This window comes from Acinetobacter sp. YH01021 (assembly GCF_013420255.1).
Taxonomy (GTDB): Bacteria; Pseudomonadota; Gammaproteobacteria; order Pseudomonadales; family Moraxellaceae; genus Acinetobacter.
Genome location: NZ_VOYO01000019.1, coordinates 1 through 20322 on the forward strand (window position 1 = coordinate 1; position 20322 = coordinate 20322).

General features: G+C 42.7%; 24 protein-coding genes. 9 read left to right on the forward strand and 15 right to left on the reverse strand.

The features are described 5' to 3' along the window. Positions 1-424: 424 nt before the first annotated feature. The 4 genes from FTT86_RS12245 to ftsY all read right to left on the reverse strand — a co-directional run bounded on the left by FTT86_RS12245 (position 425) and on the right by ftsY (position 4003). On the reverse strand, positions 425-1039 hold the full coding sequence (locus FTT86_RS12245) for a DUF2057 family protein (RefSeq protein WP_180181300.1): 615 nt from the start codon (positions 1037-1039) through the stop codon (positions 425-427). A 203-nt stretch (positions 1040-1242) separates the two neighbouring features. Further along, positions 1243-1836 (reverse strand): nitroreductase family protein, encoded by a 594-nt coding sequence (locus tag FTT86_RS12250; protein WP_004731228.1) that lies wholly within the window; start codon positions 1834-1836, stop codon positions 1243-1245. Between the two features lie 196 nt (positions 1837-2032). Next, positions 2033-2722, reverse strand: a complete 690-nt coding sequence (locus FTT86_RS12255) for a nitroreductase family protein (protein ID WP_180086878.1) — start codon at positions 2720-2722, stop codon at positions 2033-2035. 177 nt (positions 2723-2899) lie between these two features. Continuing rightward, positions 2900-4003 (reverse strand): signal recognition particle-docking protein FtsY, encoded by a 1104-nt coding sequence (gene ftsY, locus FTT86_RS12260; protein ID WP_005247197.1) that lies wholly within the window; start codon positions 4001-4003, stop codon positions 2900-2902. Positions 4004-4180: 177 nt separating this feature from the next. Between ftsY and FTT86_RS12265 the strand changes: the two genes are divergently transcribed. Together FTT86_RS12265 and FTT86_RS12270 are read left to right on the forward strand one after the other, a co-directional pair. Further along, complete coding sequence (locus FTT86_RS12265; protein WP_180181301.1) at positions 4181-5590, forward strand: pitrilysin family protein; 1410 nt, start codon at positions 4181-4183, stop codon at positions 5588-5590. Then, a complete protein-coding gene (locus FTT86_RS12270) occupies positions 5590-7164 on the forward strand; it encodes a pitrilysin family protein (RefSeq protein ID WP_180086880.1) in 1575 nt (524 codons plus the stop codon). Before FTT86_RS12265 ends, FTT86_RS12270 begins: the two co-directional genes overlap by 1 nt. Here the strand turns inward: FTT86_RS12270 and FTT86_RS12275 are convergent. Together FTT86_RS12275 and FTT86_RS12280 are read right to left on the reverse strand one after the other, a co-directional pair. Beyond that, a complete protein-coding gene (locus FTT86_RS12275; protein WP_004731236.1) occupies positions 7088-7411 on the reverse strand; it encodes a hypothetical protein in 324 nt (107 codons plus the stop codon). The two genes, FTT86_RS12270 and FTT86_RS12275, sit on opposite strands and share 77 nt — an antisense overlap. A 98-nt stretch (positions 7412-7509) precedes the next feature. After that, positions 7510-7869, reverse strand: coding sequence for a hypothetical protein (locus tag FTT86_RS12280; protein WP_034436454.1), 360 nt, complete (start codon positions 7867-7869; stop codon positions 7510-7512). A 224-nt stretch (positions 7870-8093) separates the two neighbouring features. Here FTT86_RS12280 and FTT86_RS12285 point away from each other — a divergent pair, with 224 nt between their 5' ends. The 3 genes from FTT86_RS12285 (at position 8094) to FTT86_RS12295 (ending at position 9395) form a co-directional block, all read left to right on the forward strand. Then, positions 8094-8327 (forward strand): hypothetical protein, encoded by a 234-nt coding sequence (locus tag FTT86_RS12285; protein WP_005252035.1) that lies wholly within the window; start codon positions 8094-8096, stop codon positions 8325-8327. A gap of 151 nt (positions 8328-8478) precedes the next feature. Further along, complete coding sequence (locus FTT86_RS12290; RefSeq protein ID WP_004645256.1) at positions 8479-8859, forward strand: DUF2750 domain-containing protein; 381 nt, start codon at positions 8479-8481, stop codon at positions 8857-8859. 104 nt (positions 8860-8963) lie between these two features. Next, complete coding sequence (locus FTT86_RS12295; protein WP_005252037.1) at positions 8964-9395, forward strand: CBS domain-containing protein; 432 nt, start codon at positions 8964-8966, stop codon at positions 9393-9395. 128 nt (positions 9396-9523) lie between these two features. On the opposite strand, the gene trpB is transcribed toward FTT86_RS12295, so the two are convergent. The 9 genes from trpB to FTT86_RS12340 all read right to left on the reverse strand — a co-directional run bounded on the left by trpB (position 9524) and on the right by FTT86_RS12340 (position 17230). Then, positions 9524-10732, reverse strand: coding sequence for a tryptophan synthase subunit beta (gene trpB, locus FTT86_RS12300; protein WP_180086881.1), 1209 nt, complete (start codon positions 10730-10732; stop codon positions 9524-9526). Positions 10733-10839: 107 nt separating this feature from the next. After that, positions 10840-12027, reverse strand: a complete 1188-nt coding sequence (locus FTT86_RS12305; RefSeq protein ID WP_005252040.1) for a VWA domain-containing protein — start codon at positions 12025-12027, stop codon at positions 10840-10842. A gap of 13 nt (positions 12028-12040) precedes the next feature. Continuing rightward, complete coding sequence (locus FTT86_RS12310; RefSeq protein ID WP_005252041.1) at positions 12041-12892, reverse strand: MoxR family ATPase; 852 nt, start codon at positions 12890-12892, stop codon at positions 12041-12043. Between the two features lie 20 nt (positions 12893-12912). Beyond that, entirely contained in the window at positions 12913-13296 is a 384-nt protein-coding gene (locus FTT86_RS12315) for a hypothetical protein (protein WP_005106668.1), read from the reverse strand. A gap of 21 nt (positions 13297-13317) precedes the next feature. Next, entirely contained in the window at positions 13318-13623 is a 306-nt protein-coding gene (locus tag FTT86_RS12320) for a YcgL domain-containing protein (RefSeq protein WP_004278695.1), read from the reverse strand. Between the two features lie 130 nt (positions 13624-13753). Then, positions 13754-14896 (reverse strand): HRDC domain-containing protein, encoded by a 1143-nt coding sequence (locus FTT86_RS12325; RefSeq protein WP_005252043.1) that lies wholly within the window; start codon positions 14894-14896, stop codon positions 13754-13756. 178 nt (positions 14897-15074) lie between these two features. Next, positions 15075-15671: a recombination mediator RecR gene (recR, locus tag FTT86_RS12330; protein ID WP_005100074.1), complete on the reverse strand. Its 597-nt coding sequence runs from the start codon at positions 15669-15671 to the stop codon at positions 15075-15077. A gap of 13 nt (positions 15672-15684) precedes the next feature. Continuing rightward, entirely contained in the window at positions 15685-16014 is a 330-nt protein-coding gene (locus FTT86_RS12335) for a YbaB/EbfC family nucleoid-associated protein (RefSeq protein ID WP_004278699.1), read from the reverse strand. Between the two features lie 28 nt (positions 16015-16042). Continuing rightward, a complete protein-coding gene (locus FTT86_RS12340) occupies positions 16043-17230 on the reverse strand; it encodes an O-succinylhomoserine sulfhydrylase (protein ID WP_004278701.1) in 1188 nt (395 codons plus the stop codon). Between the two features lie 142 nt (positions 17231-17372). Here FTT86_RS12340 and FTT86_RS12345 point away from each other — a divergent pair, with 142 nt between their 5' ends. The 4 genes from FTT86_RS12345 (at position 17373) to FTT86_RS12360 (ending at position 20206) form a co-directional block, all read left to right on the forward strand. Next, the gene (locus FTT86_RS12345) at positions 17373-18470 is read left to right on the forward strand and encodes an alpha/beta fold hydrolase (RefSeq protein ID WP_005252044.1); all 1098 of its coding nucleotides are present in this window, start codon (positions 17373-17375) and stop codon (positions 18468-18470) included. Positions 18471-18532: 62 nt separating this feature from the next. Then, entirely contained in the window at positions 18533-19405 is an 873-nt protein-coding gene (locus FTT86_RS12350) for an NAD(P)-dependent oxidoreductase (RefSeq protein ID WP_180181302.1), read from the forward strand. A gap of 86 nt (positions 19406-19491) precedes the next feature. Then, positions 19492-19761 carry a YARHG domain-containing protein gene (locus FTT86_RS12355; RefSeq protein ID WP_004278704.1) on the forward strand — a complete coding sequence of 90 codons (270 nt, stop codon included), beginning with the start codon at positions 19492-19494 and terminating at the stop codon, positions 19759-19761. A gap of 31 nt (positions 19762-19792) precedes the next feature. Next, positions 19793-20206 carry an HIT family protein gene (locus FTT86_RS12360; RefSeq protein WP_004278705.1) on the forward strand — a complete coding sequence of 138 codons (414 nt, stop codon included), beginning with the start codon at positions 19793-19795 and terminating at the stop codon, positions 20204-20206. The last annotated feature ends 116 nt before the right edge of the window (positions 20207-20322 follow it).

Here is a 20322-nt window from a genome sequence, read left to right on the forward strand (position 1 = left end):
TTTCTGACAAATATTTCTCAAATAAACTTCGAGTAATTTCTACCATCAATCAATGAAAATAATTTCGATCAATCAACCAGTAAAAATCCACACAAGTTGTTCTTCATAATCTCTTAATGATCTTCTTAAAACCTCGTCAGTTTCAAGCTCCAACCCAATCACTTAACGTTTCGTTTCATGCATTGCGTTGGTGTGCTGCGTATTCTATACAGTTTCAAAACGAGCGCAAGGGCTTTTCTTAAAAATATTCAAAAAAACCAATCATGCGTTTATTTTTTAATCTAAAAGGCTATTTTTAACACTTTTTTGCGTTTTTCTAGCTAATTCCGCATGAAAAGTTTAAGCAAATGTTAATTTTCTAGCCTTCATCTCATAAAAAAAGATCACCTCAATGGTGATCTTTTTGATTCTTCATCAAAATATTTTAATTTGTCTGCTCAGCGAGCCAAGTCATGAATTTTTGACGTTCAGCTTTAGAAGCTTTCTGCCATAATTGAATCAGCTGCTGATCATTCTGTTCTACTGACTGAGTATATATAGCTGCCGGTTGATGAACTGGTGTCGCGGCTTGAGTTGTCATATCTACTTTTTTAGTCAATACGCGATTTCCAAACCATGGTTTCGCTGAATCTTTAGCGCCCGTCTGCTGGACTAAGAGCTGATTTTTCGCATCATATAGGCCAATAATGGGCTGATCTTTATATTTTTGCGCTGCATCAAAATCTTTAGGCGCCTGAATGAGTGCTAAACGATAAGTTTCGCCATCTTTAAGGCTTGGTGTTTTTACCGTAACCACACCTGACTTTAAAATGTCATGTGAATTGTCTGAATGCTGGAAAAATTCGTTATAACGTACGCTGATCGCATTTACACCTGCATCCAAGCTATAAGTCTGATTAGAACGTAATAGACCTGAATTCACTTCGTGATCATTTACGGCAACAATTTTTATTTCTTCAGGTACTGTGACGGTTACTGCCGAAAAAACTGGTGTGCTAAACAGAAACACTGCTGCAGTTGCCGCAATACGTAAATCCATATCCTTTACTCATTTTTGGTTGTTTATTAAAAATTAGCCGCACTATGCCGCGTCTAAATGACAATCTTATGACAAAGGCTGGAGCGATACAGCCTGTGTTCTTAGCATTTATTTGGCTAGACATATCACATCATATCTAAATACAACTCTAAGACATAAAAAAGAAGCATCAAAGTGCTTCTTTTTTTATGATCTAAAATCATTTATGCAAAAGTCTTAAAGCGCTCTGCATCATCCATAAAGGTTTTTTCACCTGCAGGAGCTTCAATCGAACCAAATACCAGTTGAGCGCGAAGTTTCCAGTGAGATGGAATCTCGAAAGTTTGTGCAACTTCTTCATCAATAATTGGATTGTAGTGCTGCAATGAAGCACCGATATTTTTTTCTGCCAAAGCGGTCCAGGTTGCAAACTGTGCAATAGCGGAAGAATGCTCAGACCAGACTGGGAAGTTATCTGCATAGAGTGCAAACTGCTCTTGCATCGACTTCACCACATTCTGATCTTCATAAAACAGAGCGGTTCCATAACCTGCTGCAAAAGCATTGATCTTGCTATTGGTTGATTCAAATGCATCTGCTGAAACAAGGTCACGTAAAGTTTCACGTACAATATGCCAGAAGGTATCATGTGATTGACCAAATAAAATCACCACACGCGAGGTTTGCGAGTTAAAAGATGACGGACTGTGCTTCACCGCATCTTTAATGATTTTCTCAATTTCTGCTTGATCCAGATCTACATTTTTTCCAATTGAATAAATGCTACGGCGTTGTTTGATTTGATCTAAAAATGCCATGAACCCACCTCTGTATATTTTGGTTATTTGAAAATCGATAAAGTTATATTACGTGCTTTAAGCACCCAAGACAGGTGCATTTCGATAACAATGTGTTTTATTTATAGAACAATCAGATTTAGATCTGAGTAGCGTATTTGTATCTGATTTTATCCGCAGCTTCCATGCTGTCACATATAAAGTGTTCTATAAACTTTTAATTAAATACTTTGAAACGATGCTGATCCGGTTTTTGTAATTTTTCTTCTACTGTTTGTTCAATTGATCCAAAGCAAAGTTGGGCTCGCAACAACCAGTTCTTTTCAATTTCAAAATGCTCAGCGACCCTTTCATCAATCAGTGGATTGTAGTGCTGTAAGGATGCCCCTAAGCCAGAATCTGCCAGCGTCGTCCACACAGCAAATTGCGCCATACCGGAAGTTTGTTCCGACCATGCTGGAAAATCTTCACTATTTAATGGCATTTTCTTTTGTAATTGTTGAATCACGGCTTGATCTTCATAAAACAAAACCGTGCCATAGGCAGCAGCATATTGATTCAACTTGATTTCCATTCCTTCGTAAATAGATGCCGGCATATGCTGACGCTGTACCTGTTTCACAATTTCCCAGAATTGATGATGAGAATCTGCAAATAACACCACAATGCGCGTAGTTTGAGAATCATAAGCCGAAGGGCAACTGCGCACTGCTTCCTGAATGATTTCGCCAAGATAAGTCTGACTATAATGTACCCGCTTACCGAGTTGATCGATACTACGGCGCTTTTTCAATTGATCGACAAAAGTCAGTTCTAAATCACCATTCAGTTTATTTTTTCTTGAAAATTTAAAATCCTTGGTTATATCGCTTGTTAATACCTGACCAAGCTTATTTAGCAATGCCATTTTCTACCCCACAAAAAACAAGCCAAATCAGCTTAGAAAATCCCCTACAATTATAAGGCCTTTATTAAGATAGGCAGATTTAGTGGTGGTTTTATTGTCGGTTTTTACAACACTCGAACTGGCTAAAAACAATAAACTCCGCACTTGGCGGAGTTTATGTGAAGCATTGCGCATTATTTATTTTTCAGTTTCAAATAATGCAGCAACAAAAGATTTGGCAGAGAATGGACGCAAGTCATCAATTTTTTCGCCCACACCAATAAAGCGAATCGGCACATGAGTACGACTGGCGATATTAAATAGGACACCGCCTTTGGCAGTACCATCAAGTTTGGTAATGGTCAGACCCGTCAAGCCTACCGCCTCATCAAACATCTCGACCTGATTAATGGCATTCTGGCCAGTACCGGCATCGACCACCAACATGACTTCATGCGGTGCAGTGGCATCAATTTTCTGCATCACACGTTTTACTTTGGTCAATTCCTGCATCAAATGACCTTTGTTATGCAAACGACCCGCTGTGTCTGCAATTAATACATCTACACCCTTGGCCCGAGCACTTTCAAAAGCATCGAAAATGACCGAAGCCGAGTCAGCACCATGACCTTGAGCCACGACTGCAATATTATTACGCTCACCCCAGATCTGTAGCTGTTCCGTTGCAGCTGCACGGAAAGTATCACCTGCTGCCAGCATAACAGTCTTGCCTTCACCTTGCAGACGTTTTGCCAACTTGCCAATGGTAGTCGTTTTACCGACACCATTCACACCAACCACCAGAATCACATAAGGCGATTTATTCGGATCAATGTGTAGCGGTTTTACTCGTGGTGCCAATAAAGCCACCAGTTCTTCCTGAAGCGCTTTATAGAGTGAATGTGAGTAGATCAAATCACCACGTGCCGTACGTTCAGTCAGGTTAGCGATAATGGTCTTGGTTGCTTCCACGCCAATATCAGCCACCAGAAGCTGCTCTTCGACTTCTTCTAATAATTCATCATCAATTTCTTTACCACCAATCAGGATATTTACCATCCCATCGGCAAGGTTTTTACGGGTTTTGGTTAAACCCACTTTCATACGGCTAAAGAAGCCACCTTTCGCCGCAGAATCTTCATTTTCATTTTCTGTTTCGACAGGTGCAGAAACCACAACGGTTTCGCTTGGCGTTTCTACGATAGGCACATTGACCGCAGGTAAGCTCGGTAATGTGACATCATCATCTCCGATATCAGCATCAATCAAAAATTTGTTTTGCCCATTAGATTGCTGTTGCATGCCGAATCCTTGAAAAGCATTGCGTTAAAAACCCAGATTCTACCATAACTTGCCTGCTTTGCAGCTAGCAATGCAAATGCTGGACAAACATACCAAAAAGCTACAGCTCTCGGTTGCTTTCAAGCACACATTTATTAAAAATAACTCTAAATACAAATGCCTATTTCAGGAGATCTAGTGTTCATCACCTTTTTGACTATCTCCTCTTTCTCGCAAATGATCAGACAGACGCTTTATCCACTCGGTGCAGCGGTATTGTTTAGTCTGAGCTTTAGCCCGGCCCAGGCACAAACCCGAAGCGAATTATCACGGACTACTTTTGAAACCACTTTAAGTAACGGTTTAAAAGTCATCATTCGGGAAGACCATCGTGCGCCCATGGTAATGACACAAATCTGGTACAAAGTCGGCAGCAGCGATGAATCTGGAAATATTCTAGGAGTTTCACATGCACTTGAACATATGATGTTCAAAGGCACCCATAAAGTTCCAAATGACGAATTTACCCGCCTGAGCCGGATTTATGGCGGCAGTATCAATGCAGCTACCTTTACCAATTACACCAATTATTATCAGCTCTATCCTAAAGCCTATTTTCCTATGGCGCTGGAACTTGAGTCTGACCGTATGAGTAATTTACTGCTTCGACAGCAAGACTTCGAGCCAGAAATTAAAGTCGTTATGGAAGAACGGCGCCAACGCACCGATGACAATCCTCGGGTGCAAGCCTTTGAACGGTTTAAATGGATCAGTTATCCGACCAGCCATTATCGCCAACCGGTGATTGGACACATGAAAACCCTGAATAATATTCAGTTGAATGATGTCAAAAAATGGTATCGGGACTGGTACAGTCCGAATAATGCCATTCTGGTGATTGTGGGGAACGTAGAATCTGAAGCTGCTTTGGCTCAGGTACAAAAATATTTTGCTGACATTCCCGCACGCCCAATACCAGCACGCAATGATGTACTGGAGTTTGAGCGTTTGGGTTATCGGCATATGGAAATTAATAGCAGTGTTCAAGTGCCCAATCTGTACATGACCTGGAATGTAAAATCCCTTGGCACTGCCAAAAACCCCCAAGATGCTTATGCCTTGACCATTATTCGCAGTCTTTTGGACAGTGGCATTTCTTCGCGCCTGCAAGACCGATTGGTACGTGATCGTAAAATTCTGACCTCTGTCAGCGTTTCTTATGATCCCTATAATCGCGGCGACAGCCTGTTTGGTATTTCTGCCTTACCTGCGCCGGGCATCTCTTTGCAAGAAGCACAACAAGCAATTCAGGATGAAGTGGATTTACTTAAAACTACAGCGATGACTCAACAGGAAGTGGATCGTATCAGTACCCGCTTTATTTCCAATTTGATCTATAGCCAGGATGATATTGCCGGACAAGCCAAAATGATTGGAAATCTAGAGGTCAATGGCTTGAGTTATCGCCTGATGGATGAATTACCGAAACACTTTGAAAGTGTCAGCGTTCAGGATATCCAGCGTGTCGCAAACGCCTATTTTGTACGTGAAAATCTCAGCACGCTTTATCTCTCTCCTGAACAAAACACCCAGCAACGGGGATTATAATGCTTCAACTTCGTTCATTTTTGTTTATTTCAATTTTAAGTCTTAGCTCGGCTACCCATGCAGAAAACTATCTGGATCCCCAGCCTAACCAAAATGATAATCCGAGTCAGTTACAGTCTATCCCTTTGCTGCAAAGCTTAAAAAATATTAATCAGCAACGGGATTTTCAGGCGCCTTATATTCATGATCTAAACAATCGCTACAAAGTACGCACGCTGTTTGTTGAAACGCAAGATCTTCCCATGGTAGATATCCAGCTGACCTTTAATGCCGGTTCGGCCCGTGATCAGGAAATTGCCAAAGGCCTATATGGTCTATCCAATATGGCAGCCAAGTTGATGCGTGAAGGAACCGACAAATATAGCGCCAATCAGGTGGCGGAAGTTTTTGACCAAACCGGAGCACAATTCAGCGTACAAGCCTATCGGGATATGTTTGTGGTTCGTCTGCGTACGCTTTCAGACCCGGAAAAACTGGAACCCGCATTGGGCATGCTGATGGAGGTTCTCAAGAATGCATCATTTAAACCATCCAGCATTAATCTAGCTTTAAGCAATACCCAAGTGGGACAAAAACAGCTGCAGGAAAATCCAAGCCGACTCATGGATATCCGTTTTTATCGTGCCCTATATGGTCAACACCCTTATGCAGAACCAATCACTGGTACCCAAGGCAGTACCAAGAAAATTAACGCAGAATTATTGAAAAAATTTCGTGATCAGTTTTTGGTGGCGCAAAATATGAATATTTCCATTACTGGAAAACTCAGCCCGAAACAGGCACTGGAACTGTCTGAACGCATTGCCGGTAATTTACCCCAAGGGCAAAAAGCAGTGCGATTGCCACAACCTGAAACTCAATCTGGTTTTGAAGTGGTACATCTACCCTATAACTCGTCTCAGGCGCATGTAACCTTTGGGCATTTAGGCCCAACTCGCTTTACTGAAGATAAACTGGCTTTAGAGGTCGCCAATCGCATGTTTGGCGGTAGCGGATTTAATGCGGTATTGATGCAGGAACTGCGGGTGAAACGTGGTTTTACTTATGGCGCTTATAGTTCGTTGAGCTTTAGTCAGGCACCCGGCGTATTCAGCTTTAAGTATTCTACGCGTCAGGATCAACTGCTAGACAGCATTCAGGTCGCACATCAAGCATTTATCAACTTTGTCAGTCAGCCTATTGATACTCAGCGTCTGGAAGAAACCAAAGCAGGCATGTTACGTGCTTTTCCTAATAATTACAGCAGTAATGCCACAATTAATGCCCAGCTAGGCAATATGGGTTTTTATAGTGAGCAAACTGATTATTTATCCAGTTATCCAGAACGCTTGGCTAGAATCACAGCGGCAGATGTACAAAATGCAGTACGCAAGCATTTTCATCCTGATCGCTTAACCCTGGTGGTCGTCAATAAAGAACTGGATCAAAATGCTTTGAAAATGCGTTTGGAACAGAATTTAAGGGATGCCAATTATTACTTACCAATAAACCCTATGCCTAAGGCATCTCCACAGAGACCGGCGGAAGCTGACGTGCCCGTAACGACTCCTGCTGATAAGCCTGCATCAATTTAAGATATTGCCCACGACGGATATGCTGCTGCTCTAACAAGGCGAGTGCCATATCTTGGGTTTGGGGAAGGTTTTGCTGTTTAGACAGTTGTTGAATCTGGGTGACTTGGGAAAGGCTAAGCGGACGATATAAAGCAAATGCGGCTAAAAGTAGAATGACCGCAATAATAAAAATAACCACACTGTTATAAATCTGTTCCAGTTTGATTCTGCTGAAAAATTGGCTTAGTTTTTCTGTATCTATAGACATACACTACCTCAGGTTAGAGGTAGTGTATGGTCGCAGTTACATAAGTTCAAGTCAGCGCACTGAATATTCATAAGAGCTGAATCCTGCTATTTCGAGGACTAATTCATGATTCTGGTAATAATTGTTGAATACAGTACCAATGCAACAACAAGCAATACCAGTGCAATTGCAAATTTACTTAAGCCGGCTTCTGCTTCAGGCGGATGTAAGCGATCCTCATCTGCAATTCGGACCAGCTCACCATTATAGAGTTTATAAAACTGCTCACGCTGGTTTTCATCCAGCGCACGAGTAAAATCATATACTTCTTTACGTTGTGCCAGCCCATAATCGCCTAGATGGGTATGTTTACTGAATATAGCTTGATCGAGTTTTTTACGATGCAAATCGGCAAGTTCCATAATTTGACCTGCAGTCGGAGGCATATCAAATTTCACACCATCTAAAGTTCTTGTCATCATGGCCTTCTCCTTATTGTTTGCTATCCATTTACAATGTAGCTTAATAATATTTATAGTTGTGTATAGTTTAATCAGTTAAACTATAACTGAAGTAAACGAATAAAATCGAATAGTTGACTTTTCCATTATTTTGTAATATTAGTTTAACAATACTAATTTATATTTGTATTTAGACTAAATAGTCTATCCTGTAATCATAATTAAAATTAAGGAGTTTTTATATGATACATCAACTCTCTCAACACGATCTGGAACATCTGTACGCAGATGCCGTGAATACCATTCAATCGCAAATGAACTTTGCTGATGCGGTAAAACAGCTTGAAGAAGCCGCTCGTGCTGGCCATGGTAAAGCAGCGCTTTTTTTAGCAGAACTTTATTATCAAGGTTTCCGTGTAGAACGAGATTCACTCAAAGCCCAGTACTGGCAAAACATGGCCACCATGCAAGCATAAAGAAACGTCACCTAGGTGGCGTTTTTTTCAGCCCTTTTTTCAATAAATAGCAATCAATACATATTTTCTTACGAATCCTTGCAAAGCTGAAACAGTAATTTCATATAAAGTTCCTAGAATAGAGCCTGAACTCCAATAGCACTTTATTCTAATGAAACCACGAAAAATTATTCAATTTGATCCGATCTGCAAAAACTTTCTGTTAAAGATCACGATGCTTAAATCTTTGATGAATTGTGGCGAGCTATGGGGCGCATATCACCAAGGCTGGGCGATGATGCGTGACCAGGAAGATTGTATCTTTCCATTCTGGCTCAATCCGCTGGATGCTAAAAATTATGCCCAGCAACATTGGCCGGATTACATTCCGCGTAAAATCAATTCTGAAGATTTTGAAAATGCATTATTGCCGACCCTGTCTCGACTGAATGTTACGCCAGCCCTGTTCAACACCAATGGAACCAAACTCAAACTGACTGCTGCACAGATGCGTCATCTGTTTTTTTCGCAACAAAGACTGCACATTGCTTAAATAACATGCTATTTATAAAGACTAAAACCTAAACACTTAGAGATGTTCAGGTTGAATACATACTCTAGGATTAATAATAAATTGACCAATAAGGATGATTAAGCATGACCAATGTGGCACAGGTGCTCAGTGAAAAAACACATCAAGCTATTTATACCATCCGTCCAGATTCTACCGTTTTAGAGGCCATCACTTTGATGGCAGATAAAGGAATCGGGGCGCTTGTGGTAACCCATGAAGACAACGTGGTGGGGATTTTGTCAGAGCGGGATTACACGCGTAAGATCGCCCTGATGCAAAGAACCTCATTCGACACCACTGTTAATGAAATCATGACCTCTAAAGTGATTACCGTAAATACAGCTACTAGCGTAGAAGACTGTTTATCTTTGATGACTGAACGCCACCTACGCCACTTACCTGTGGTCGAACATGAAAAACTGATCGGTCTGATTTCAATTGGGGATTTGGTCAAGGCCGCCATGGATGACCAACGCAAATTGATTGAACAGTTACAGCAATATATCTCAGGTTAAAACATCATCTAGCTTTCTCTAAGGCATTTGAAGATCACTTAAATGATACAAAATAAAGTTTTATATCTGATGCATAAAAAATCCCGGCACATGTACCGGGATTTTTTATATGAACATTTTGACTAAAATCAGTTGAGACCTAATTTTTCTGCAACATAATCTGAGTCTTTATCACCACGACCCGATAGGTTCACTACAATCTTGATATCTTTTGGCAATTTACCCGCTTCACGAATGGCCCAAGCCACCGCATGCGAACTTTCTAGTGCAGGTACAATGCCTTCTACACGTGACAAGGTCATGAATGCATCCAGACATTCCTGATCGGTGGCAGTGGTGTACTCTACCCGACCCAAATCTTTCAGCAAGCTATGCTGCGGCCCCACACCCGGATAATCCAGACCAGAAGCAATTGAATGCACTGGCAATGGCTCGCCCTGTTCATCTTCTAGCACATAACAGGCCATACCATGTAACTGGCTCGGTTTACCTAAGGTCAAAGTAGCTGAATGCATATCGGTATCTAAACCATGACCTGCCGGCTCAACGCCAACCAGTTTCACATCGGGTTCATTTAAAAATGCAGTGAATGCGCCTACTGCATTAGAACCACCACCAACACAGGCAACAACATAATCAGGATTTGCACCAAAACGTTCATTGGCCTGAACTTTAATTTCATCGCCAATAATCGACTGGAAGTCACGAACCATCATCGGGAATGGGTGCGGTCCAACCACCGAACCGATAGCATAGATGTAATTTTTCGGATCTTTCAAATATTCTTCAAAAGCACTGTCGACTGCATCTTTGAGTGTGGCTGTACCACGCGTCACAGAAATCAGCTTGGCACCCAGAATTTTCATCTTGACGACGTTTGGATGCTCTTTTTCAATATCTACTTGCCCCATATGAATTTCACATGGGATACCCACCAAGGCACATGCAGTTGCCAAAGCAACACCATGCTGGCCGGCACCGGTTTCTGCAATGACTTTGGTCTTGCCCATATATTTCGCAAGTAAAGCTTCACCCAGACAATGATTGATCTTGTGCGCCCCGGTATGGTTCAGATCTTCACGTTTCAGATAAATCTGCGCCCCGCCAAGCTGTTCAGAAAGACGTTTGGCATGAAATAAAGGACTTGGGCGACCGACATAATGGGCAAACAGATCTTTCAATTCATTCTGAAACTCTTCAGTCTGACGAATTTCCTGATAGGCCATATTAATATCATCCATGGCCTGTTTCAGATCGGGTGGAATAAACTGACCGCCATACTGACCAAAAAAACCCTCTTCATTCGGTAACGCAATACCATTAATTTGATGAGCCATAATAATTCCTGAATATTGGAATAAGGTATAACAAGTGACTTTATACTAGAATAATTCGTTTTAAAGCACTAATAACTATAGATAAAGTCACTTATAGATAAATGGAATCAACGCGCCAGATATTTGGTCATATCCTCAATGCCTTTTAAGGTCATTGGAAACATATGATCTTCAAAGATTTGCTTAATCAGACCAATAGTATGCGTGTAATGCCAGTATTTTTCTTCTTCAGGATTGAGCCAGGCGGTTTTATCAAAATGCTGACGCAGACGCTGTAACCAGACCTGTCCTGCTTCATCATTCATGTATTCGACCGAACCACCGACGGAGTTCAACTCATAGGGTGCCATGCTGGCATCACCCACTACAATCACCCGGTAATCCCGTCCATAGGTATTGAACAGATCCCAAGTATTCATGCGCGAGCTGGAACGACGGACATTATCTTTCCAGACATAGTCGTACAGACAGTTATGGAAATAGAAATATTCCAGAGTCTTAAATTCGGTTTTGGCGGCGCTAAACAGTTTTTCACACTGAGCGATATGTGCATCCATCGATCCGCCAATATCAAACAGCATTAGTACTTTAATACGGTTACGGCGCTCCGGTACCAATTGTACATCCAGAATACCCTGCTTAGCCGTTTCACGAATCGTACCATCAATATCCAGTTCTTCGGCTGCACCCTGACGGGCAAACTTACGCAAACGGCGCAATGCCATCTGCATCTGGCGGCTACCCAAAATCTGCTCATCGTCCAGATTGCGGTATTGACGCTGCTCCCAGACTTTCACCGCAGAACGCTTACGCCCCGGCCCGCCAATACGCACACCTTCAGGATGATCGCCATAAGCACCAAAGGGTGAAGTCCCACCGGTACCAATCATCTTGTTACCACCCTGATGTTTTTTATGCTGTTCGCGCAGGCGCTCTTCCAGCATTTTCATCAGTTCTTCCAGGGAACCGGCCTTTTTCAGCTCTTCGCGCTGCTCCGGGGTCAGATGCTTCTCGAGTAATTCGAGATCAAACCAGTCTTTGGGCAGCTTATGCACCTGATTTAGCAGCTCATCCAGATCAAAGGTCGCGATACCATCAAAATAGTCTTTCATGGCGCGATCGAACTTGTCGAAATAGCGCTCGTCCTTGACCATTATAGTTTTGGCAAGCTGATAGAACTCGTCCTGATCGGCAAAGACCAGTCCTGCGGCAACTGCCTGATTGAGATCAATCAGTTCGCGGGTCGATACCGGTACACCGTATTTGCGTAAGGTATAAAACAGTCGCACAAACATGCGTGTTTCTCCCTTAACGACGTGACATAAATGCTAGACGTTCGAGCAACTGCACATCTTGCTCATTCTTGATTAATGCACCGTACAAAGGTGGAATTGCTTTAGATTTATCAGTATTGCGCAGAATATCTTCCGGCATGTCGTCAGCCATGAGTAGACTGAGCCAGTCGATCAGTTCAGACGTTGAAGGTGGTTTTTTTAAACCCGGAATCTGGCGCAATTTAAAGAAAACCTGTAAGGCTTCATTCACCAGTGTGGTCGAAATATTGGCAAAATGCACATCAATGATTTCACGCATGGTGGCTTCATCTGGGAATTCGATGTAATGGAAGAAGCAACGACGCAGGAAAGCATCTGGCAATTCTTTTTCATTATTTGAGGTAATGATCACGATTGGGCGCTGAGTTGCGGTAATGGTCTCGCCTGTCTCGTACACATAGAACGACATTTTATCGAGTTCATGCAGCAAGTCATTTGGAAACTCGATGTCTGCCTTGTCAATTTCATCAATCAGCAGAACACAGCGTTCTTCACTGGTAAATGCTTCCCACAATTTGCCCGGCTTGATGTAGTTCTTGATGTCATAGACACGGTCATCACCCAACTGGCTATCGCGCAAGCGCGATACTGCATCATATTCATACAGACCTTGCTGTGCTTTGGTAGTAGACTTGATGTGCCAGGTGATCAATTTTAAACCCAGACTTTGTGCGACTTGCTCGGCCAGTAAAGTCTTACCTGTACCCGGCTCCCCTTTGACCAGCAACGGTTTTTGCAAACTGCGTGCAGCTTTCACCGCAAGTTTTAAACTGTCAGTCGCGATGTACTGATCGGTACCTGAAAATTGTTGAATATCAGCAGACATGATTGAACCTTATTTTTTACTTACAGCGGTGAACTTTTCTCGTGAACACGAATATTGCTTTTGTTCGACACATAAGTCGACCAGCAATAGCCAATCACAGATCCGATCCCAATGACAAATAAAATAAGTGACGCATTAATCCAAACCAGGGATTGCTCTTTGGTCAACACCCCAAATAACAGACCGAAGATCGCAGGTGCAATAGAAGCATTCGCCCCCTCAGATACCGTCGGTGTCAACAGAATGGCAAAGGCCACAATCCACAAAAAACCGCCCATAGGTTTAGGTAGACGTTTGGTTACGCCATACCAGCACCATAAAGCAATCAGGCTGCCGAGCAAATAAACTGCTACGGCAATGCTCTGTTCAGGAATTGAGTCTAATACAGCCACATAACCATTCATTTCACAACTCCTGAATTAACATTAAGCACCGCGTAAACCTTCTGGTGCGACCGCATTTGGATCAATCAAGCCTTCTGGTGGCATTTGCAGGAAGAAACCGCGGGTTTCAATAGAATCCATGACATGCAAGACATTGGCACGTGCCAGTTTACGTGATTCGCTTAATTCAAGATGCATGACAAAAGTCGCACGTCCAAATGCTGCCTGTACTGCTTCAGTCAATACGCTTAAAGGTTCGAATGTTTCAGCTTCGCTTTCATTCGCAGGACGCGCCACATACAGATACATTTCACTTTTTTTACTGGATTTGTAGATAGACACTTGCATATTTCAAACGACTTTTCTGGAAAAACAACCGCAAGGATACATCAAAAAAAAGACAGAAACATTAGCCACGTCTCATGCATCAGTCGTGATTTTGTATAATTGCTTTTTCTTTAACCAATCCTGTAGCTAATCACTCGCTGACTTTCATCTGGGTAGACAGATAAGATTCGTCCTGATGCAATACCTGAATCAGTGGCCGAGTTAATAACTCATAGCGCCACCCAAGCAGATAATCCGGCAGATCCTGTTCATCCTTGTGAAAAACTACATGCTGATACAGTGCATTCAACCATTTCTTGCGCATCAGCACTTCTTTCGGAATTGAGGTTTCATTGACGACATTCTGAATAATTGAATCAATTTTTTCGCCGATATCTTTGGAAGAATGGCGAATTGGACGTGCCAGACGTAAAGGCCAGTTTGCCGGCTCCGGCAGGAATTTCAGTAAATCTAAAATGGTTTTGCCATGCTCACGAACCACATTCGAACGAATGTCTTTCACATGACTCAGCTGGAAATTATTGCGCGGGAATTTTTCCACCAGATCAATCATGCTGGCATTTTTCAAAATGAAACTGCGTGGCTGATTCAGTGCTTTGGCAATCTGATCACGCCAAACCATTAATTGCTGCAATTGCATCAGCTGACGGCGTGAATGCCGGTAATTGCCGACATCCTGATACAACAAGGCAGTTGGGGTATCTTCGCCAATTTCCTGAGTCAGAAAACGGCAATCTTGCAAGGCAAAATCCAGCAGATCTTTCGAATCCAGATCCTGTTTAATTTTCTCTGACAGTTGCACCAGATAATGCACATCATTGGCAGCATAGAGCAACTGTTCGGAACTGAGTGGACGCGCCAACCAGTCAGAACGGGTCTGGTCTTTTTCGATATCGACTTCCAGCATCTGCTTCAATGCATTTTGATAGCTGACTTGCAGACCATGCCCAAGAAAAGACATGCCAACCTGAGTGTCAAATACATTACTCAGCGATTTCTTCTGGGTATAGTGATAGATCAGGTCGATATCTTCACTACAAGCGTGAAAAATATTCTGCTGTGCGTTAAAAATTTTATTAAGGAACTCAGTCAGATCCAGCGTGGTTCCATCCAACAAATAGACCTTGTTGTCTACGTTAATCTGAAAAACACCCAGCTTAGGCCATAAGGTATCAACCTTGATAAACTCGGTATCCAGCCCATAAACTGAATTCTGATCCATCAGCTTCAGTACATGAGTTAAGTCGTTTTGATGTTGAATAAATTGAAACATAGAACTGAGTCTAAGATTAGATTCTCGATAGATCCATATTAACTGATCTATAGAATTTTTGTATAAAAAATAACGTCAATTCTGCCCTATTTCCTAAAAAATGGCGCTTACTTATCAGGATTTATATTCTAATTAATATCTTTTTTATATTAAAACTAACAAGATATTTAAGCTTAGCTTACTTCATGCGCATCCGGTTATGTACTGCCTGACTCAAGGTATGACTGTCGACATATTCCAGCTCACCACCTTGTGGTACGCCCTGGGCAATTCGGGTCATCTGGATCGGCAAATGCTTACTGGCCTCAACCAGATAATGCGCCGTAGCCTGACCTTCTACCGTGGCATTGGTTGCCAGAATCACTTCTTTCACCTGACCATTGGCCAAACGATGCAATAAGTACGGAATACCGATTTCTTCGGGACCAATACCATCCAGTGGCGATAAATGTCCGCCCAATACATGATATTTACCTCTGAAACTACCACTTTGCTCAATCGCCATGACATCTGCAGGTGATTCCACTACACAGAGCAGTTCATCATCACGATCCAGAGAGCTGCAAATATTGCAGACTTCGTCTTCGGTCAGAGAATGACAGACTGAACATTCATGAATGTGATTGGTTGCCTCAGTCAGCGCATGTGCCAGACCAATAGCACCCTCACGATTTTTCATGATCATATGCAATGCCATACGTTGAGCCGATTTTGGCCCAACGCTTGGCAAAATGCGTAATGCTTGAACGAGTTGATCAAAACGATCACTAAACATTGCGCATTCTTCCTTAGAACATACCTGCAAGACCAGGCGGTAAACCCATACCTGAGTTCGCTGCTTTCATTCTTTCGTCAGATACCACTTCTGCCTGACGTGCTGCATCATTCATTGCTGCTGCAATCAGGTCTTCGATCATGTCTGGATCATCCTGAAGTAATTCAGGATTGATTTCGATACGCTTCACTACGTTACGGCAAGTCATGGTTACTTTCACCAGACCGCCACCCGCCTCGGCATGCACTTCAGTTTGCGCAAGCTCTTCTTTGGCTTTTTTTACGTTGTTTTCAACTTCTTTCTGCATGCGCTGAGCTTGCTGCATCAACATGTTAATGTTCATAAATATCTCCGAACATAAATTTATAAAATTAAATCAGGTCTAAACCGCGACGAATATCCTGGATAATATCACCAATCTCTTCCAAACCAACAGATACGCGAATCAAACCTTCGCGAATACCGGCAGCTTCTTTGGCTTCAGGCGACAATTTACCATGTGTCGTGGTTGCCGGATGGGTAATGGTCGATTTCACATCGCCCAAATTACCGGTAATCGAGATAAACTGGGTATTGTCGATGACAGTCCATGCTTCCTCACGGCCACCTTTGACTTCAAAAGACACAATACCGCCAAAACCGCTCTGCTGTTTGGCTGCCAGTTCATGACCGACATGTTCAGGCAAGCCCGCATAATATACTTTTTCCACTTTTGGATGCTGGTTCAAAAATTCAGCCAGTTGCTGAGCACTTGCCGAATGTTCACGCATACGTAAACGTAGTGTTTCCAAGCCTTTCAGGAAAACCCAGGCATTGAATGGGCTCATTGATGGGCCGGTAGTACGCACATAACCGAAGATTTCTTCTAGTAACTTGTGATTACCAACAACAGCACCACCTAGCGCACGGCCTTGGCCATCCAGATATTTAGTCGCAGAATACACCACCAGGTCTGCACCAAATTTGAGTGGTTGTTGTAACACCGGTGTACAGAAGCTGTTATCAATCGCCAGCAAGGCATCATTGGCATGCGCAATATCAGCGAGTCCCTGTATATCGGCTACTTCCGCTAAAGGATTCGATGGAGATTCAACAAAGAGAATTTTTGTTTCAGGCTTGATGGCATTTTTCCATGCATCAAGATCGGTCAAATCAACGAAATCAACGCTGACGCCAAATTTTGCGACATATTTTTCAAACATGGAAACCGTAGAGCCGAAGACAGCACGTGAACAGATCACATGATCACCCGCTTTTAAAAAAGCCATCATCACTGCCATAATGGCTGCCATACCCGAACTGGTGGCGACGGCGCGCTCTGCACCTTCAAGTGCAGCTAGACGCTTTTCAAACATGGCAACGGTCGGATTGGTAAAGCGAGAATAGATATTGCCCGGTTCCTGGCCTGAGAATTTAGCTGCGGCTTCTGCAGCATTTTCATACACAAAAGACGATGTTAGAAAAATCGGTTCGCCATGCTCACCTTCAAAAGTGCGGGTATGACCGGTACGAATGGCTAAAGTTTCTAATTGGTAAGAAATATCGTCTTGCTGGCTCATCGCTTTACCTCAGCCCTCAGGCTGCCTTTTGTAAAAATTTGCCAACATTTTGAGCGCCTAAGCTATTTCAGGTCAAGGCATAATAAGCGATTATTGCTTAGACTTCGATCAATCCTCCCGCGGATACGGATATTTTATTTACATGATTCAGTTAAAACAAAACTTTCAGCGCCAGCAAAAAAAATTGAAACACCTCAGCACCCGGGTGTTTAATGCCTCCTCACTGATCCTGTCGCAAAAAACCCCTTTTGAATATATTGCCGGCACCGAGTTTTGCAAGATTCGTTATTACGCTTCACCTGAGAAAAAATATAAGGAGCCTCTGGTTTTCATCGCACCGTTAGCCATTAATATGGATATCTATGATCTGTATCCTTATCGCTCTCTGGTCAAGCATTTTCAGCATAGCGGTTTTGATGTCTATCTGGTGGAATGGAAACGTTTTAACTTTAAACATCGCCACCTGAACTTTTTATCTTTTATTGATGCAGCCATTCCTCAATCCATTGAAACCATCTGCAAGCATTCGGGCAGTCAGTTCATTTCCCTGCATGGCTGGAGTATGGCTGGCGTGTTTGTCACGCTCTATACCGCCCTGCATTCGCCTGAACATGTCAAGAATCTGATCGTGGTGGGCAGTCCTATCGACAGTTATGCGTCAGGACGTGTCGGCAAACTTTTTTCTACGACAAACAAACTAATTTCTAAAAACAAAAATCTGCAACAAGCCATTCATCAAGGACTGATTCCAAAGCAATATATTCATACGCCGGGTATTGTAAATGCCTTGGGCTTTAAATTACTCGATCCGATTGGCTGGCTCAAAAGCCAGAAACAGTTTCTGTTAAATCTAGATCATGTCGAAGATGTCTATGAACACGCCACCATGGGAAATTTCCTGAACAAGATGATTGATTATCCAGGTGGGATTAATCAGGACATGGTGCTGCATTTATGGCTGCAAAATCCTTTAAAACAGGGTTCTATCACTTTGGATGGCCGTGTCGTTGATCTTAAAAATATCAGCTGCTCCCTGTTGGTAGGTGCAGGTCAAACCGATCAGATTGTCACAGAACAGTCAGCTAAGCCTTTGATGGAATTGACAAGTAGCCAAGATAAGACGTTTACTCTTATACCGGGTGGTCATCTTGGACTAATGTCGAACCAGAAAACGGCAAATACATTCTGGCCCAAAATGACGACCTGGCTGGTGCAGCGCTCTACACGTCTTGATGTTTAGTGTAGATTCCCCGCACCAGAAAAAAATATTAAATAGCTTTAAACATATTCAGAGGGTACAGCATGATTCAGTCAGTGGCATTTATCGGCCTAGGTGCAATGGGTTTTCGTATGGCAGCACACTTACCCAAGCATTTTGATACGGTCTATGTCTGGAACCGCAGCTTTAACAAAGCAGAGCAACATGCGGCTGAATATGGCACCCAAGCCGTCACACTGGAACAGGCCGTACAGGCAGATTTAATTTTTTCTTGCCTGCCCACCAGCGCTGACGTTGAACGACTTCTGGAAAATCTGTCGCTTAAATCCGGTTCAGTCTGGGTCGACTGCACCAGTGGTGTACCGGATTCTGCCCAAAAACTGGCAGTACAACTGGCTGAACATGGGGTAATCTTTCTGGATGCACCGGTCAGCGGTCAAACCATTGGCGCTGAAAATGGCACTTTAACCGTGATGGTAGGCGGTAATGTGCAGGGTTATGAAAAAGCCCTTCCTGCGATGCAGGCTTTTGGCAAGCTGATCAAGCATGTCGGTGAATCTGGCGCGGGTTTTGCAGTGAAGGCCGTAAATAATATGTTAATGGCTGTAAACCTGTGTGCCGTTGCTGAGGGCTTTACTACCTTGAAAGCGCATGGGGTAAACCTGCATGAAGCACTGGATTGTATTAATGCTTCAAGTGGTAAAAGTATGGTGACTGAAACCGTATTGCCACAGCGTATTTTAAACCGCAGTTTTCCTGTAACCTTTGCCCTGCCACTCTTGGCCAAAGATACAGGCATTGCAATCGACCTTGCACGTGAAGCCAAACTTTCTGCGCCTGTGCTCTCGTTGACCCAGAATCTGATTCAGGCGGCCAGCGATCTGTCGGATAAAAACAGTGATTTTTCCAGTGCTGTGAAAATGTATGAATCATGGAGTAATATTACCATCGAGTAATATCTCGCCATTGAATAATGATAACGAAACCTCATATTGTGACTAGTAGGCAGGCACATATAGTGGATAACCCAGAGGAAACTCTCATGAAGAAATTTTCTGTTGCAGCATTGATTGGCTTTGCAACTTTGTTCGGGGCTTCAACATCGGTTCTTGCATCTGAACAAGAGTGCAAAAAATTAAAAAATGATCATGACGTGATTTATGCGTCTAAAGGTTTCTGTTTCAAAGATCCTGAAGCAAAAGCCAAGTTTGGTAATGACAATTGCTATACAACCAAGCCAAAATTCTCGGAAAAAGAGCAACAACGTCTTGACGCGATCAAAGATCGTCAGAAAGAATTGAACTGTAAATAATTCAGTTTAATAACGCTCAAGGAATGTACTTATGACTTATGATGATCAGAATATTTTTGCACGAATTCTACGCGGTGAACTTCCTGCGATAAAAGTGTATGAAGATGACCAGGTTCTTGCATTTATGGACATCATGCCTCAGGCAGAAGGTCATACTCTGGTGGTTCCGAAAACTCCGGCGATCACTTTACTGGATCTGCCACCTGAAGCTGCAGCCTATACGATTCAGATCGTACAGAAAGTTGCAAAAGCCATTGAAAAAGGTTTAGGTGTGGACGGTATCGTGCTGATGCAATTATCAGGTGCCGCAGCGGGTCAGACCGTACCACACGTACATTTCCATCTGGTTCCTACCTCTTTGCACAATCTGGGCAAACATGCAGCACAGATGGGCGACCAGGAAAAAATTAAAGCGCTGGCTGAGAAAATTAAAGCTGCCCTTTAAGCTATTCTTAATACCTAAAAATGGAGCCTCGGCTCCATTTTTTATGTCTAATGTATTTCACTCTTGATTAAGCCACTAAAATATCAGTAAAAGTCACCTAGCCTATTTTTAGGTTT